General features: G+C 73.7%; 13 protein-coding genes. 6 read left to right on the forward strand and 7 right to left on the reverse strand.

The window, feature by feature from the left end; genetic code table 11:
• Positions 1–17: 17 nt before the first annotated feature.
• Genes rlmN through tatC form a run of 3 tightly spaced genes read left to right on the forward strand, consistent with a single transcriptional unit; the run spans position 18 to position 2,847 of the window.
• Positions 18–1,253 carry a 23S rRNA (adenine(2503)-C(2))-methyltransferase RlmN gene (gene rlmN, locus WMF33_RS23365; RefSeq protein ID WP_437339194.1) on the forward strand — a complete coding sequence of 412 codons (1,236 nt, stop codon included), beginning with the start codon at positions 18–20 and terminating at the stop codon, positions 1,251–1,253.
• 44 nt (positions 1,254–1,297) lie between these two features.
• Positions 1,298–1,960: a Sec-independent protein translocase protein TatB gene (gene tatB / locus WMF33_RS23370; protein WP_437339195.1), complete on the forward strand. Its 663-nt coding sequence runs from the start codon at positions 1,298–1,300 to the stop codon at positions 1,958–1,960.
• Entirely contained in the window at positions 1,957–2,847 is an 891-nt protein-coding gene (gene tatC / locus WMF33_RS23375; protein ID WP_437339196.1) for a twin-arginine translocase subunit TatC, read from the forward strand. The genes tatB and tatC overlap by 4 nt, the downstream gene beginning before the upstream one ends.
• Positions 2,848–3,092: 245 nt before the next feature.
• On the opposite strand, the gene WMF33_RS23380 is transcribed toward tatC, so the two are convergent.
• The 5 genes from WMF33_RS23380 to WMF33_RS23400 all read right to left on the reverse strand — a co-directional run bounded on the left by WMF33_RS23380 (position 3,093) and on the right by WMF33_RS23400 (position 6,719).
• Entirely contained in the window at positions 3,093–4,031 is a 939-nt protein-coding gene (locus tag WMF33_RS23380) for a prolipoprotein diacylglyceryl transferase (RefSeq protein WP_437339197.1), read from the reverse strand.
• Between the two features lie 2 nt (positions 4,032–4,033).
• Positions 4,034–4,756: a signal peptidase II gene (lspA, locus tag WMF33_RS23385; RefSeq protein WP_437339198.1), complete on the reverse strand. Its 723-nt coding sequence runs from the start codon at positions 4,754–4,756 to the stop codon at positions 4,034–4,036.
• A 220-nt stretch (positions 4,757–4,976) separates the two neighbouring features.
• Entirely contained in the window at positions 4,977–5,660 is a 684-nt protein-coding gene (gene lspA / locus WMF33_RS23390) for a signal peptidase II (protein WP_437339199.1), read from the reverse strand.
• Between the two features lie 166 nt (positions 5,661–5,826).
• Complete coding sequence (locus WMF33_RS23395) at positions 5,827–6,339, reverse strand: DUF4398 domain-containing protein (RefSeq protein WP_437339200.1); 513 nt, start codon at positions 6,337–6,339, stop codon at positions 5,827–5,829.
• 26 nt (positions 6,340–6,365) lie between these two features.
• Complete coding sequence (locus WMF33_RS23400; RefSeq protein WP_437339201.1) at positions 6,366–6,719, reverse strand: DUF4398 domain-containing protein; 354 nt, start codon at positions 6,717–6,719, stop codon at positions 6,366–6,368.
• Between the two features lie 544 nt (positions 6,720–7,263).
• Here WMF33_RS23400 and WMF33_RS23405 point away from each other — a divergent pair.
• Positions 7,264–9,660 (forward strand): DEAD/DEAH box helicase, encoded by a 2,397-nt coding sequence (locus WMF33_RS23405; protein WP_437339202.1) that lies wholly within the window; start codon positions 7,264–7,266, stop codon positions 9,658–9,660.
• A 163-nt stretch (positions 9,661–9,823) separates the two neighbouring features.
• Here the strand turns inward: WMF33_RS23405 and WMF33_RS23410 are convergent, their stop codons facing one another.
• A complete protein-coding gene (locus WMF33_RS23410; protein ID WP_437339203.1) occupies positions 9,824–10,636 on the reverse strand; it encodes an SDR family oxidoreductase in 813 nt (270 codons plus the stop codon).
• Between the two features lie 317 nt (positions 10,637–10,953).
• Between WMF33_RS23410 and WMF33_RS23415 the strand changes: the two genes are divergently transcribed.
• Positions 10,954–12,561: a serine/threonine protein kinase gene (locus WMF33_RS23415; RefSeq protein ID WP_437339204.1), complete on the forward strand. Its 1,608-nt coding sequence runs from the start codon at positions 10,954–10,956 to the stop codon at positions 12,559–12,561.
• 55 nt (positions 12,562–12,616) lie between these two features.
• Positions 12,617–13,495: a class I SAM-dependent methyltransferase gene (locus WMF33_RS23420; protein WP_437339205.1), complete on the forward strand. Its 879-nt coding sequence runs from the start codon at positions 12,617–12,619 to the stop codon at positions 13,493–13,495.
• A 125-nt stretch (positions 13,496–13,620) separates the two neighbouring features.
• Here the strand turns inward: WMF33_RS23420 and WMF33_RS23425 are convergent, their stop codons facing one another.
• The gene (locus WMF33_RS23425) at positions 13,621–14,739 is read right to left on the reverse strand and encodes a DUF1566 domain-containing protein (protein WP_437339206.1); all 1,119 of its coding nucleotides are present in this window, start codon (positions 14,737–14,739) and stop codon (positions 13,621–13,623) included.
• Positions 14,740–15,036 lie beyond the last annotated feature (297 nt).

Consider the following 15,036-nt stretch of genomic DNA (forward strand, 5'->3'; position numbering starts at 1 on the left):
GCTAGTCGGTATCCGCTGTGGATCCCCGCCCTAAAAGCAGCTCGGACGAACGCCGCCCCCGCCTCGCGCTCCAGGCCGTGCTGCCGGAGGAGCTCGCCGGCGCCTGCGGCATCGACCTCACCGACGCGCGCCGCATCGTCTCGCTGGCGCACCGCCTCGGCGAGCTGCCCGCGCGCGCGCCCGCGACCGTCCGGCGCGCCGCGCTCGAGGCCGCGCGCTCGGCGGGCGAGATCAGGACGCTCGCGCTCGTGGAGCGGCGCGCGAGCGCCGAGGATCCGTTCGTGAAGTACGCGTTCCGTCTGGAGGACGGCGCGGCGGTCGAGTCGGTGCGCATCCCGCTCGAGCGGCCGGGCCGGTACTCGGCGTGCGTGAGCTCGCAGGTCGGCTGCGCGCTCGCCTGCGCCTTCTGCGCCACCGGGCGCATGGGCCTCGCGCGCAACCTGGAGGCCTGGGAGATCGTCGAGCAGGTGCGGCTCATCCGCCGGGATCTCGGCGCCACCGTGGGCGGCGGCGCGCGCGTGCACGGCGTGCTGTTCCAGGGCATGGGCGAGCCGCTCGCCAACGCCGATCGCGTCATCCAGGCGATCCGGGTGCTCTCGGAGCCGAGCGCGCAGGCGATCGACATGCGCAACATCACGGTGTGCACGGCGGGGCTCCCGTCGGGGATCCGGCGGCTCGCGGCCGAGGTCCCGGGCGTCCGGCTCGGCCTCTCGCTCGGCTCGGTGCGGCCCGGCAGGCGGCGCCACCTCATGCCGATCGACGGCGCGCACCCGCTCGACGAGGTCCTCGCCGCCGTGGGCGAGCACGCGCGCGCGACCGGGCACGCGCCGATGTGGGCGTACACGCTGCTCGCGGGCCAGAACGACGCGGACGAGGACGCCGCGAGCCTGGCCGCGCTCGCCCGCGGCTTCGCCGCGCAGCACGGCATCTCGCCTCGGCTCAGCCTCATCCCCTACAACGCCATCGGCGCGGCCGACGCTCCCCCGCCCGGCGGCGCCGAGGGCGGCGCCGCGCCGGCCGATCCGTTCGCGCGCTCGGCGCGGCTCGAGGCGTTCCGCGCGGTCCTCTCCGCCGCCGGCGTCGGCTCGATCGTGCGCTACTCCGGCGGCGGCGACGTCGGCGCGGCCTGCGGGCAGCTCGCGCGGCCTCCGGCGGAGGCGCAGCGGCCAGGCGGCCGCCGGGCGTCGCCCCGGCCCGGCGCGGCGGCGGAGGCGGCCGGCGTCGGGCCGAGCGCGCCGCCGCGGCCGGCGTGAGGGTCGCTATGGATCCCTGCTCCGGCGCGCGCTAGCTTGCGCCCGTGTTCGGCTTCAGCTTCGGCGAGGTAATGGTGCTCGTCATCGTGGGCATCATCGTGGTCGGCCCACGACGGTTGCCCGCGATGATGCGGACGGCGGGGAGCTGGATCGCCAAGCTCCGCCGCATGACCACCGAGCTCCGGACGCAGAGCGGCATCGACGACCTGATCCGCCAGGAGGGGCTGGAGCGCGAGCTCCGCGAGCTCCGCGCGCTCTCGCGGGTCAACGTGATCGAGACGCTGGTGAAGCCCGTCATGGACGCCGGCACCATCGGCACGGTCGTCTCGGCGACGCCGCGCGTGAGGCCGCCGGAGCCCGAGCCCCTGCCGCCGCCGCCGGACGTGCCGCCGCCGCCGCAGAACGTGCCGCCGCTCCGCGAGCGCGAGTACCCGGTCCTCGGCTGCGACGCCTACGGCGCCGAGATCGAGGGAGCGCCCAAGCCGGCGGACGCGGCCGAGGGCGGAGGCGCCGCGGCGCCGGTGGAGGGCGGAGCCGCCGCGGCAGCGGCGAGCGGCGCGGAGGGCGCGGCAGGCGCGGCGACCACGGCGACGCCGGCGGCCGCGGCAGCGCCGCAGGGCGCGGCGAGCACGGCAGGGTCCGCGGCGGCGCAGGAGACCGCGGCGGCGCAGGAGACGACAGCGACGGGGAACGGAGCGGCGTCATGAGCCAGGAGCAGGCGGCGGCGAAGAGCGGTTCCCCGGGGGCGGCCGGCGCGTCCAGCGACAACACCGAGGAGGACCTCAACGAGGACAAACCGATGTCCTTCTGGGAGCACCTCGACGAGCTGCGCAAGCGGCTCGTCCGGAGCATCCTCGTCTTCTTTGCGGCCTGCATCGCCGGGTGGGAGGTGCGCGAGAAGCTCCTGCACTTCCTGACCGTCCCATTCGTGCAGGCGTGGCGGGAGCAGAGCCTGCCGGGCAACCCCTCGCTCCACTTCGGCGCGCCCGCGGCCGCGTTCGTCGCTTACTTCAAGCTGTCGATGATCGGCGGCGCGGCGCTGGCCTCGCCGTTCATCTTCTACCAGCTGTGGGCGTTCGTCGCGCCGGGCCTCTACGCCCGCGAGAAGCGCTACGTCATCCCGTTCGTCCTGTTCTCGACGATCCTGTTCGTGGGCGGCGGCCTGTTCGGCTGGCGCGCGGCCTTTCCGATCTCGTTCGGCTACTTCCTCAGCATGGCCGGCACGGTCGGCGGCGACGGGGTGACGATCACGCCGACGGTGATGATGGGCGACTACCTGGACTTCGTCGCCCAGCTCCTGCTCGGCTTCGGGATCATCTTCGAGATCCCGCTCATCGTGCTGTTTCTCTCGATCGCGGGCATCGTCAACTACCTGCAGCTCATCCTGTTCGGCCGCTGGTTCGTGTTCGGCGCCTTCGTCCTGGCGGCCATCCTGACGCCGCCGGACATCACCAGCCAGCTGGTCATGGCCGTGCCGATGTGCCTCCTCTACGTGCTCTCGATCGGGCTCGCGTACGTCTTCGGCAAGCCGCCGACGGACGACCAGCGCGCCGCGTACAAGAAGCGCAAGCAGAAGGAAGTCTCCCAGGGCTGACGTCCGGCGCGGCGCGGACATCGCAGGCAGCAACGCCTCCGCGCCTCGTCGGTGTCCCCAGCGCGACGAACGGGTCGAAGGCGCCTGAGACGAGCAGGAGCTCGAACCGCCGAGGCGCCAAGGGCGCCAAGAGAAAGACCCTGGCTCGGCGCCTCGGCGGTTTGTCTCTCGCTCGATCGACGTGATCGGCGCTCCAGCGTCGCGGTTGGCGGACGGCGCATGCCGCGCGCCGTCAGGGCCGCGGCTCAGGCGGCCGGCGCGATCGCCGCGGGCGCGGTCTTCCGGCTCCGCGCCACGTGGATCGCGATCGCGGCGCCGAGCATCGCGACCCCGATGAGCTGCGACGTGGACAGGCCGATGAGGCCACCCCGGTCGTCGGCGCGCGCGAACTCGAGCGTGAAGCGCCCGAGCGCGTAGAGGCCGAGGAACGTCGCGAAGACCTGCCCGTCGTACCGCTTCCGCCCGTGCACGTAGAGCAGGCAGATCGCCGCGATGGCGAACGACATGGCCGACTCGTAGATCTGCGTCGGGTGCACGGGGTGCGACGGCAGGCGCGCGCTCGCGAGCTCGTGCAGCTTGAACTGCGCCTCGCTCGCGGGGCTGTTCGGCGGGAACGAGAGCCCGAGCGCGCCGTCGGTGCGCTGGCCGAAGCAGCAGCCGGCGAGCAGGCAGCCCATCCGCCCGAACCCGAGGCCCAGCGGGACGGCGAAGCCCGCCATGTCCGCCGCCTTCCAGAACGGGAACCGATCGCGCTTCAGCAGCCAGTACGCCATCGCCGACGCGCCGACGAAGCCGCCGTAGTACGTCAGGCCGCCCGCCCAGAACTTCGCCCACGCCAGGCAATCGCGCTCGGTCGGGTGGCAGACCCCCTTCGCGGCGTCCCAGACGCCGTGGTACCGCGGCTCGCACAGCGCCTGCTCGACCTTCCAGTCGACGAGCGACGGGTCGGTGCACAGGTGCACGTAATCCCAGAAGTACCCGTCGGCGAGGACGTGGAGGAGCCGGCCGCCGACGACGCCGGCCAGGAGGCACGCGAGCCCCAGGTCGACGATCACGTCCGGATCCTCGCCGATGCGCCGCGCCCACAGGGCGCCGATCGCGGTCGCGAAGAGGAAGCCGGTCAGCAGCAGCAGGAAGTAGGCGGGGAACGCGACGTCGAGCAGGCGGAACAGCTCGGGTCGCATGGTCAGCCCGCCGACGCCTTCGCCCCGGAGGGCTTCCTCGCGAGCTCGGGGCGCTGCGGGGAGAACATGTCGATCGCCATCAGCCCGACGCCCACGACGATCGCGATGTCGGCCACGTTGAACGTCGGCCACACGAACGTCGGCGTGAACCGCACCTGGATGAAGTCGATGACGTACCCGTAGCGGATCCGGTCGACGAGGTTCCCGAGCGCACCGCCGAGCACGAGCGGCAGCCCCCACCGGAGCGCGATCTGCGAGGGGTGGAGCTTGCGGTACAGCGAGACGATGAAGACGATCGCGGCGAGCGAGACCACGAGGAAGAACGGGCGGCGGATCGCCTCGCTCTCGTCGCCCAGGATGCCCCACGCGCCGCCGTGGTTCTTCGCGAAGATCAGGTTCAGGTGATCCGGGATGACCTCGATCTTCCGGAGCGCGAGCGGCCGGGGCGCGTCGGCGAGGTCCGCGAGCGCCCGCGGCTCCAGCCGGTCCTTGGCCCACCACTTCGTGCCGAGGTCGGCGGCCAGCGTGACGGCCGACACGACGAGCAGGAACACGTACGACGGCCGGTAGGTCGGCTTCGCCGGCGCGACCACATCGTCGGCGTCGTCCTCCAGCGAGGAGCCGCGCCCCTCGGGGTCGCGCTCGCCGGCGGCCAGCGGCGCGCCTTCTGGCGCCTTCACGGGCGCGGCGCGGTCCGGCTCCGCATCGGCACCCTCGGTCTTCACGGCAGCATCTCGCGGCGTGGCGTCTTCAGTCATGCGGAGCGCGTTCCTCTACGACAAACCGAGCTCTCCGGCAAAGGCTTCCCTCCGGGCGCGCCGTCTCGCCCGTCTGCCCTGTGCGCCCTCGCCCGTCTCGCGCGTCGTCATGTCGTGCTTCTCGGGCGTGCGCGCGTGCGCGCGCAGCCCGCTCTCTGACCGCGCGCCGCGCGGCCGCTTCGGCCCTTCAGCCGGCCGGCGGGGCGGGCGGAGGCGCTTCCGTCGATAGCGGAGGGGCGGCGTCGCCGCCCGCCGGGCCGCCGGGCCCGCCGCTCGGCGCTGACGAGGGAGCGCTCGCGTTGCGGGCGGAGGCGATCATGTCCGTGGACATGAGGATGACGCCGGCGACGATCGCGATGTCGGCGACGTTGAACGTCGGCCAGTGAAACTCCTGGCCGCCGCGGATCACGTAGACGTCGATAAAGTCGATGACCCAGCCGTAGCGGATCCGGTCGACCAGGTTGCCCATCGCGCCGCCGAGCGCCAGCGCGAGCCCCCACTTCATCGCGGCCTGGTCCTTGTGGACGCGCCGGTAGATCGAGACGATGAAGACGATCGCCGCGGCGGAGACGAACAGGAAGAACGGCCGCCGCAGGCCGTCCGGGAGGCTGCGGAGGAAGCTCCAGGCGCCGCCCGGGTTCTGCGCGAAGATGAAATCCAGGTGGTCCGGGATGACCGTGAAGATCTTCGGGCCCGACCGCTTCGCGTCGAACCCGGCGAGCCGCGCGTGCGCCCACGCCTTGGTCGCCAGATCGGCGGCGCACGAGACGAGCGACACGACGGCCAGGAAGGCGAGCGAGGCGCGCTCGCCCGGGGGGAGCTCGTCCGGGAGGAGTGCAGCGGGCGACGCCTGCGGTGCGCCAGAGGACATCACCCTCGCTTCTACGCGATGGCGCCGCGCGGAGCAAACGGCCCGGAGCAGGGCGACGCCGTCCGCCGGCCGTCGGCCGTCCTCGCGCCGCCTGCGTCCTCCGCCTCCGCTGTCGTCCGTCGCCATGCGCCGTCCGCCGCGCGGCGTCTGCCGCGCCGGGCGCGGTTCACCGCCCGTCCAGGATCGTCAGCGAGCGCTCCGGGGCGCGCGTCAGCGAGCGCTCCGGGGCGCGTGCCCGGGCCGGCGCCTTCGGCGGCTGCGTCGGTTTGCCCGGCTCGAGCGGCTCCGCCGCGTCGGCCGGCGGCGCCCCCTTCCTGCGCAGCGCCAGCTGCACCTCGGCGTACGCCTGGAGGGCCGCGCCTCGCTGCCGCTCCGCGGCCGCCGTGCGCCCGAGCGCGTCGGCCAGCTGCGCCCGGCGCCCCGCGAGGTACGCGAGATCCCTCGCCTCCGCGAGCTCCCTCCCCGCGGCGAACGCGCGCTCTGCGCGCTCCAGCGCCTCGCCGGCGCCCTCCAGGTCCGCGGCCGCGAGCTCCGCCGCCGCGCCCGCTCGGGCACGCGCGTAGCTCTCCCGCGCGCTGATGAGCTCCTTCGGCGGCAGCGGGGCGCTCGCGCACCCCAAGAGGCCGCCGAGGAGCAGCATGGCCACCGTCGTGGCCGCCATCCTCGGGTTGCATCGCATGGTTCCGCGCCTCCTCCCGCGCGCCCCTACCGGAGCCGCTGATGGATGAATCCGACCTCCCCGACCGCCTCGCGCGCGCGCGCCTGGGCCCGCGCCTCCCGCGCGAGGACCATGGCGAGCTCCGCGTCCGCCTGCGCGCGCAGGAGCATGCGCCGCGCCCGATCGGCCACGCCCTCGGCCGACAGCCGCCTCGCGCGCTCCACCTGCTCCCTGGCGAGGCGCAGGTGGACGTCCGCCAGCGGGACCTCGTCGGCGCCGCCCTCCTCCGCGGCCCGGATCATCGCCTCCGAGGCGACGACCCGATCGCCGAACGTCGCCGTGCGCGCGGCGCACCCCGCCGCCGACGCGCCGAGGAGCGTCAAGATCACTGCCTTTCTCATGTGCGACACCTCGTGGCCAGCCCCGGACGAGCGATCGCGCGGAGCAGGCGGGGCAAAGAGCGATGTGGACCTCGACGCCGGATCTCCGTCGGATCTCCGTCGCCGGTCGGCTCTCCCTCAGGCAACCAGCACACCAGGCCTGCCCGCGGTGGGGCTCTGCCTGAGCGCCCCCGCGCGGCGCGCCGCCCGGCGTCCGTCGGTGCAGCAGGATCGCCGCGCGCGCTGAGACGTCGGCTCACGCGCCGTATCCGCGCTGCCCAACCGTTGCGCGCAAACGAGCCATTCGCCGGCGCCGCCGCGCGCCTCGCGAGCAGCGACTCCACGGCGGGAGGGCCGCCGAGCTCCGAATTCGCTCGAGGACACGAGCGCTCCCCGCTCCCCTGTACGCGCGCCTGCCCTGCCCGCCCTCGCCCTCCCCCGCGCCCATCCGCGGCACCCGCCCGCCGCGATCGGGTGCGGCAGCTTCCCACAGATCCACCCATCGCGCCCACCCGCGCCCGATCCGGTTGAGCGACACGGCGCATCTGTTTAGTATGCCGGCGTCATGCCGTCGCCCCCCTGGAAGATCGAGACCGGCGTCGAGAGCGTCATCGCGTCGTGGCTCGCGTCGGGCTACGTTCGCCCTTGTTTCACCGCGGACCGCGAGATGCCGCCGGCCGAGGCGCGCACCGCGCCGATGCCCGAGGCGCTCTCGCCGGCGCTGCGCGGCGCCCTGGAGCGGCGGGGCATCTCGCGGCTCTACGACCACCAGGCGCGGGCCTTCGCGGCGGCCCGCGCGGCGCGCGGCGCGGCGGAGGCCGCGCAGGCCGGGCGGCACGTGGTCGTCGCGACGCCGACGGCGAGCGGCAAGAGCCTCTGCTTCCACCTCCCGGTGCTCGACGCGCTGGCGGAGGGCGCCGCGTCGGGCCAGGGCGGCAGCGCGATCTACCTGTACCCGACCAAGGCGCTCGCCCGGGACCAGGAGGCCGGGCTGCACGCGCTCATCCGCGAGGCGGGGCTCACGATCCCGGCCATCGTCTACGACGGGGACACGCCGGGCGACGCGCGGCGGGCGGCGCGCGAGCGCAGCCCCATCGTCATGACCAACCCCGACATGCTTCACGCGGGGATCCTGCCGCACCACGCGCACTGGGCGCGGACGTTCCAGCGCCTGCGCTACGTCGTGCTGGACGAGCTCCACACCTACCGCGGGGTGTTCGGCTCGCACGTCGCCCACGTGCTCGCCCGGCTGCGCCGCGTCGCCGCCTTCCACGGCTCGAGCCCGACGTTCCTCTGCGCGACGGCGACGATCGGCAACCCGCGGGCGCACGCCGCGCGCCTCCTGGGCGTCGCCGAGGACGAGCTCGAGCTCATCGACGAGTCGGGCGCCCCGCGCGGGCCGCGGCGCTTCTTCCTGTACAACCCGCCCGTCGTGAACGCGGAGCTCGGGGTGCGCGCGAGCACGCTGAAGAGCGCGGTCCGCCTCGCCGGGGATCTCGCGCGGGCCCGCGTGCCGACGTTGGTGTTCGGCCAGTCGCGCAACTCGGTCGAGATCATGCTGAAGTACCTGCGCGAGGGCGTCGGCAAGGAGATCGGGGCGGAGGACGCGATCATGGCGTACCGCGGCGGCTACCTCCCGGAGACGCGCCGCCGGGTCGAGCGGGGGCTCCGCGAGGGCGAGATCCTCTGCGTCGTGGCCACGAACGCGCTCGAGCTCGGCATCGACATCGGCGAGCTCGACGCGGTGATCTGCGCCGGCTACCCCGGGTCGGTCGCGGAGACGTGGCAGCGCTTCGGCCGCGCGGGTCGGCGCGGCAAGACGAGCATCGCCGTCCTGTGCGCGACGAGCGCGGCGCTCGACCAGTACCTCGCGAGGAACCCGAGCTACCTGCTCGAGCGCGGGGCCGAGTCGGCCCGGATCGATCCGCAGAACACCGAGATCCTGGTGCAGCACCTCAAGTGCGCGGCGTTCGAGCTGCCGTTCCTCAAGGGGGAGCCCTACGCGGCGATGCCGGCGGACGACACCGTCGCGGCGCTCCGCTTCCTCCAGGACAACGGGGTCGTCCACGAGTCGAACGATCGCTTTCACTGGGCGACCGACGCCTATCCGGCGAACCACGTGAGCCTGCGCTCGGTGGGCTGGGACAACTTCGTCATCATCGACAAGGCGCTCGGCAAGACGCTGGCGGAGCTCGACTGGCGCGCGGCGCCGACGATGCTCCACGAACAGGCCATCTACCAGCACGACGGCGAGCAGTATCAGGTCGAGCGGCTCGACTACGAGAACCACAAGGCGTTCGTGACGAAGGTCGTCCCCGACTATTTCACGACCGCGCTCACCCATCGAAAGGTGAGCATCCTCGACGAGAGCGCGAGCGCCCAGCTCGGCCGGGCGACCGCCGCGTTCGGCGAGGTGAGCATCGTGGAGAAGGTGGTTGGGTACAAGAAGATCAAGTTCTACACGCACGAGAACACGGGGTATGGCGACGTGCGGCTGCCCGACATCCAGATGCACACGACCTCGTTCTGGCTCACCGTGCCCGAGGCGCTCTGCGAGGAGCTCGGCCTCGGCCGCGCGACCGCGATCGACGGCCTGCGCGGGATCGCGCGGGCGCTGGAGACGGTCGCGACGCTCTCGCTCATGTGCGATCCGCGGGACATCGGCCAGACGCTCGAGGACGGGAGCGAGGCGCGAACGCCGGACGTCCCGGAGGGCGCCGAGCGGGCCGGGGTCTTCGATCCGACGCTGTTCCTGTTCGACAACGTGCCCGGCGGCGTCGGCCTGTCCGAGCGCATCTACGAGCAGCGCGACGAGCTCCTCGCGCGCACGCGGCAGCTCATCGCGGGGTGCGGCTGCGACCAGGCCGGCTGCCCCCTGTGCGTCGGCGCGACCGAGGCCATCGACGCGAAGCGCAAGCGCGCGGCGCTCGGGCTCCTCGAGATCTTGCTCCACCAGGCGTGAGGCACGGGCCGCGCGCGGGGAAGAAGATTGAACCACAGAGGCACAGAGGGCACAGAGGAGAGAAGAATAAAAAGCGCTGTTTCTCTCCTCCTCTTGTTCTCTCCTCTGTGCCCTCTGTGGTTCCCTCTCTCCTGCATCCAGGGGAGTGCCCTGGCGACGCCGCTTAAGCGCGCTTGACCGCGAAGCCGGCGAACGCCTGCATGACCGGCATCAGCTCGAGCCGGTTCACGTTGACGTGCTCCGGGAGCGTCGCGCACCAGACCACGGCCTCGGCCACGTCCTCGGCCGAGAGCGGCTTCACCCCCTGGTAGACGGCGGCGGCCTTCTCCTGGTCGCCCTTGAAGCGCACCAGCGAGAACTCCGTCTCGGCCATGCCGGGCTCGATGTCGGTGACGCGCACCCGGCTGCCGAGGAGATCCGCGCGCAGGTTCAGCGAGAACTGCGCCACGAACGCCTTGCACGCTCCGTAGACGTTGCTCCCGGGATACGGCGTCTCGGCGGCCACCGAGCCGATGTTGATGATGTGCCCCCGGTCGCGCGCCACCATCCCGGGCAAGAGCGCCCGCGTGCAGTGGAGCAGCCCCTTGATGTTCGTGTCGACCATCTGCTCCCAGTCGTCGGGATCCGCCGTCTGCGCCGGCGAGAGGCCGAGCGCGCCGCCCGCGTTGTTGACCAGCACCGACACCTCGGACAGCTCCGGCGGGAGCTCCGCGATCGCCCGATCCACCGCGCCCCGATCCCGGACGTCCAGCCGGACGAGGTGGACCGCGGCCGCCCGCCCACCCCCGGGCGGCGAGCCCGCCCCGCCGCCCGTGAGCTCGGCCGCGAGCGCCTCCAGGCGCTCGTAACGGCGCGCGGCCAGGACCAGCCGAGCGCCCAGGCCCGCGAAGCGACGGGCGATCGCCGCGCCGAAGCCAGCGGAAGCGCCGGTGATGAAGACAACCGGAGTCGAATCGTTCAGGGCTGCGTGCATCATGTCCAGAGCGGACTTGTACCAGACCGGTGCAGGTCCAGCGACATCCACCGCACCCTGCGGCGCACGTCGGCCCTGCGCGACCCCACCGGACCGCCGTAGATTCGTCGTGGACGTGCCGCCGCGCTCGCGCGCGTGACAGCCGGGCTTCGGCCGCGTGGGAGCACCGCGAGTCGATTTGTGCAATCGACCCCGGCATCCAGGATGGTCGAGCGCGGTCGCCCCTTTACCCGGCCCCTCGGAGCCATTTACAGTCGGGCACCGTGGAGAGCGCGCCATCGAGGGGGTCTGTGCTGGGGCGTTACGCCATCGGACCGCGGATGGCGCGCGGCGGGATGGGCGAGGTGTTCCGCGCGGCCGCGCTCGGGCCGGATGGCGAGGAGATCCCGGTCGCCATCAAGCGAATCGTCCCGATGCACGCCGGCAGCGACGATCTCAAGCAGCTCTTCATCGCCGAGGCGAGCATGATGACCCGCCTCAAGCACCCCAACATCGATGAGGTGCTCGACTTCGGCATCGACGAGGCGGGCGACTTCTACCTCGTGCTCGAGCTCGTGTCCGGAACGGACCTCGGCCGGCTCTGCCGATGGATCTGGGCGCGCGGGGAGTCTGTCCCGGTGCCGGTCGCGCTCTTCGTCGCGTCCGAGGTGCTCAAGGGGCTCGGCTATGCGCACGAGCGCTCGGCCGCCGAGGGGCGGCTGATGGTGCACCGCGACGTGAGCCCGGGGAACGTGCTCATCTCGCTGGCCGGCGCGGTGAAGATCGCGGACTTCGGCGTGGCGATCGCGACGCGGGGCGAAGCGGGCGACGCGGCCAGGCGCGATCTCGTCGGGAAGCCGACCTACATGCCGCCCGAGCAGTTCGACGGGGAGCGGGTCGACGCCCGCGCCGACCTGTTCGCGCTCGGGGTGGTGCTCTTCCAGATGCTCACCGGCACGCGGCCGTTCTCCGGGACCAGCGCCGCCACGCGCATGGCCGCGGCGCGCGAGGGGCAGATGCTGCGGGCGAGCGAGCTGCGCCCCGAGGTGAGCCCCGCCCTCGAGGCGCTCCTCGCGCGCGCGCTCGCGCCCCGGCGGGAGGATCGCTTCCCCGATGCGCGCGCCATGCTGGAGGCGATCGAGGCGCTCCGCGAGGCCGCCCACGAGATCGGCGCGCCGGAGGATCTCGCGGCGCTCGTGGGCGCGGCGCTGAAGGAGCCGTCCGAGCCGCGCCCGGCGGGCCCGCCCGTGTCCGAGCGCCCGGACGCCGACGGCGACGACGACCTGGAGGGGGGCGAGCTGGCGCGCGTCGACGAGGACAGCCCGTTCACCCTGCGCGTGACGCGGCGGCTCAGCGGTCCGTCGCAGGCGCTCGGCGGCGACGCCGAGCCGCTCGACGCGGACGGCGCGGCGCTGCCGGAGCCGTCGAGCGCCCCGCTGAGCGGCGGATTCCATGCGGTGGCGCCGCCCTCCAGCGACGAGAGCTCGCTCGATCCGCTCCTGGCCCCGTCCGTGAGGCCGGGGAGCCCCTCGCAGCGGCCGCGGGACGAGCTCCGGCCGGCGTCGGTGCCGAGCGCGGCCCTCCCGGCGGCCGGGGCGACGCGGCAGCGCCTGCTCGCGGCGGCGATCGCCTGCGCCGCGCTGGCCGGGATCGCCGTCGCCAGCGTGCGCGTCGGTGAGGGCCGGTTGAGCGCGGCGCACCCCGCGGCCGCGCAGCGCGCTGCGGCCGTGGCGCAGCCGCGGCTCGCCCCCGCGGTGCAGGCGGCGCTCCTGCCCCTGCGAAGGGCGACGCCGCCGGCGAGCTCCCCGGCCGACGCAGCGCCAGCCGCGGGCGCGACATCCGCCGCGGGCGCGACACCCGCCGCGGGCGCGACACCCGCCGCGGGCGCGACATCCGCCGCGGGCGCGACACCCGCCGCGGGCGCGACACCCGCCGCCACCCTGCGCTGACCGCCCGCAGCCCGAGCCGCTTGCGGCGCTCAGCCCGCTCGGCTAGCAGCGCTGCGTGCAACGTCCTCACGCCCTCCTCGCCTTCGCCCTCGCCGCGCTCACCGGGTGTGCCTCCGCGTCTCCTGCGGCGCCGTCCGCTCCTCCCGCCGCGCCGGCCGCCTCGCCCGATGCGGCGCCGGCCGCGACGGCCCCCGCCCCGACCGACGCGGCCGCCTCGGCGCCCGCCCAGGCCACCTCGGTCGACGTGCCCGCGGCCCTGCGCGCCGTCGTGGAGGCCGCCGACCGCGCGGACGCCGACAAGGCGCTCGACGCTGGCCGGAAGCCCGCGGAGACGCTCGCCTTCTTCGGCATCCAGCCGGGGATGAAGGTCGCGGAGCTCATGGCAGGGGGCGGCTACACGGCCGAGCTCCTGGCGCGGGCGGTCGGCCCGAGCGGGGTCGTCTACGGGCAGAACAACCGCTTCGTCCTCGAGCGCTTCGCCGAGAAGCCGTGGAGCGAGCGGCTCAAGAAGCCCGCGATGAAGCAGGTGGTCCGGGTCGACCGCGAGCTCGACGACCCGTTGCCGCCCGAGGCGCGCGATCTCGACGCCGTGTTCCTCGTCCTCTTCTATCACGACGCCGTGTGGATGGAGGTGGACCGGGCCGCGATGAACCGCGCGATCTTCCGCGCGCTCAAGCCCGGCGGCGTGTTCGCGATCATCGATCACGCGGGGCGCGACGGGACGGGCGTCACCGAGGTGAAGACGCTCCACCGCATCGAGGAGAAGGTCGTGCGCCAGGAGATCGAGCAGGCCGGCTTCCGGCTCGCGGCCGAGGCGAGCTTCCTCCGGACGCCGAGCGACACGCGCGACTGGAACGCCTCGCCCATGGTGGCGGGCGACAAGCGGGGCATGAGCGACCGCTTCGTGCTGAAGTTCGTCAAGCCCGGCGGCTGAGCCGCGGCGGGCGGCGGATCGGCCCGGGCCGCGGAGCGGCGGCCATCGCGGCAGGGAGCGCGCGGCCCGCTCCGCGTGTCAGAAATCCCGCCGGGGATTGCTGGCGGGCGGAGCTGGGGCGGCGCTCACCCGTCGGAGCGGACGCAGCGCGTGAGCCGCCGATCGCGGACCGAGTGGTCCTGCGATGTGCCGTTCGTGAAGTTGACGAGGATCGCCTTGTCGGCGCTGCCGATGGCGGGCGTCGACGACCAGAAGACGTCGGACGGCGCCCCCGGGAAGGCCTCTGGGTCGATCGCCGGCCCCGAGCGTCGATCGTCGACGATCGAGAGCAGCTCCTTCGCGCTCGGCAGCCGCCAGTCGCCCTTGCCGGCGAGGGTGAGCTCCTCGCAGTGGGCGAGCGCGCCGTTCCAGATGAAGCGGGTCAGGGAGGCGTGACGCTCCCAGACGAGCCCCGTCCGCCCATCGAGCACCCACTCCTCGCCGAACGACAGATCGGGCGACTCCACCCCGCCCTCGCCCCCGACGCACAGCGCTCGCGCGCCGGACATGTCCTTCTGGAAGAACCCCACGGACGCGTCGGCGGCGAGCACGCCCCACGCATAGCTGTCGTCGTCGGCGACGTCGGTCGCTGACCAGTAGAAGCTGTCCTGGGTGCTCGTGAAGAAGACGTCCGGAAACGCCGTGGTGTGGCCAAAATCCAGGATGGAGACGAGCTCGCGCCGCGTCGGCAGGCGCCACGTCGCGATGCCGCCGACCTGATCGGCGCTGAGCGTCGTGCAGTGCTCCAGCGCGCCCTCCAGCTTGAACAGCCCGTTCTCCGTCACCTTTTCCCACGTGAGCCCGGTCACCGAGTCTTTCACGGTGCCGTCGCCTTCCGTGTAGGAGGGGACGGCGATCTCGTAGTTGCCGTCCTGTCCGAAGAAGGGATCCGACGGTCCCGGGCACGCCTCGAGCACGATCGTCCCGTCGGAGCAGCGTCTCGTCGGCGAGTCCGGCCACGTCACCTCGGCGGTGGGCGGCCCTCCGCCGGTCCCTCCTCCGGTGCCGCCGCCGCCCATCGGCTCGCTCCCGCCGCCGCCCATCGGCTCGCTCCCGCCGCTTCCGCCGCCGGTCCCTCCCCCGGTCCCGGCGCCGTAACCGACCTGAAAGGGCTCTCCAACGCATCCGGCGAGCGCGACGAACTCCACGAGCAGCGCGGCCAGCAGCCGGGTGGAGCGATGGGCGTGAGGGGTCTCGTTCGGCATGGGCGAGCGGCGGCGTCCGTGATGGATCCGGGCCTGCAGCCTACCATCCACCGGGGCGCAGAGATCGATTTCCTCGCAGGCGAGCCCGCGGTGCAGGTCCTCATCGGCGGCCCGCCCGCCGCGCTTTCTCCGCGAATTTTGCCTGCGCCGACCCCACCGCGCGTTCGCGATGCCCCTGCCGCGCGCTGTCCCCCAGCCTTTCGCCGCGCTCCGCCATGCGCCGTCGCCGCGCGCCCGTGCCGCTCGCTCTTGCCGCTCGCCGCTCTTGCCGCTCGCCGCTCGCTCTTGTCACTTGTC

Source organism: Sorangium sp. So ce394 (genome assembly GCF_051474665.1).
Taxonomy (GTDB): domain Bacteria; phylum Myxococcota_A; class Polyangia; order Polyangiales; family Polyangiaceae; genus Sorangium; species Sorangium cellulosum_D.

Coding starts and splice junctions, on each gene's coding strand:
- tatC (WP_437339196.1), top strand. CDS start 1,957: ATGAGCCAGGAGCAGGCGGCGGCGAAGAGCGGTTCCCCGGGGGCGGCC.
- WMF33_RS23380 (WP_437339197.1), bottom strand. CDS start 4,031: ATGCGACCCGAGCTGTTCCGCCTGCTCGACGTCGCGTTCCCCGCCTAC.
- lspA (WP_437339199.1), bottom strand. CDS start 5,660: ATGTCCTCTGGCGCACCGCAGGCGTCGCCCGCTGCACTCCTCCCGGAC.
- WMF33_RS23395 (WP_437339200.1), bottom strand. CDS start 6,339: ATGCGATGCAACCCGAGGATGGCGGCCACGACGGTGGCCATGCTGCTC.
- WMF33_RS23400 (WP_437339201.1), bottom strand. CDS start 6,719: ATGAGAAAGGCAGTGATCTTGACGCTCCTCGGCGCGTCGGCGGCGGGG.
- WMF33_RS23405 (WP_437339202.1), top strand. CDS start 7,264: ATGCCGTCGCCCCCCTGGAAGATCGAGACCGGCGTCGAGAGCGTCATC.
- WMF33_RS23410 (WP_437339203.1), bottom strand. CDS start 10,636: ATGATGCACGCAGCCCTGAACGATTCGACTCCGGTTGTCTTCATCACC.
- WMF33_RS23415 (WP_437339204.1), top strand. CDS start 10,954: ATGGCGCGCGGCGGGATGGGCGAGGTGTTCCGCGCGGCCGCGCTCGGG.
- WMF33_RS23425 (WP_437339206.1), bottom strand. CDS start 14,739: ATGCCGAACGAGACCCCTCACGCCCATCGCTCCACCCGGCTGCTGGCC.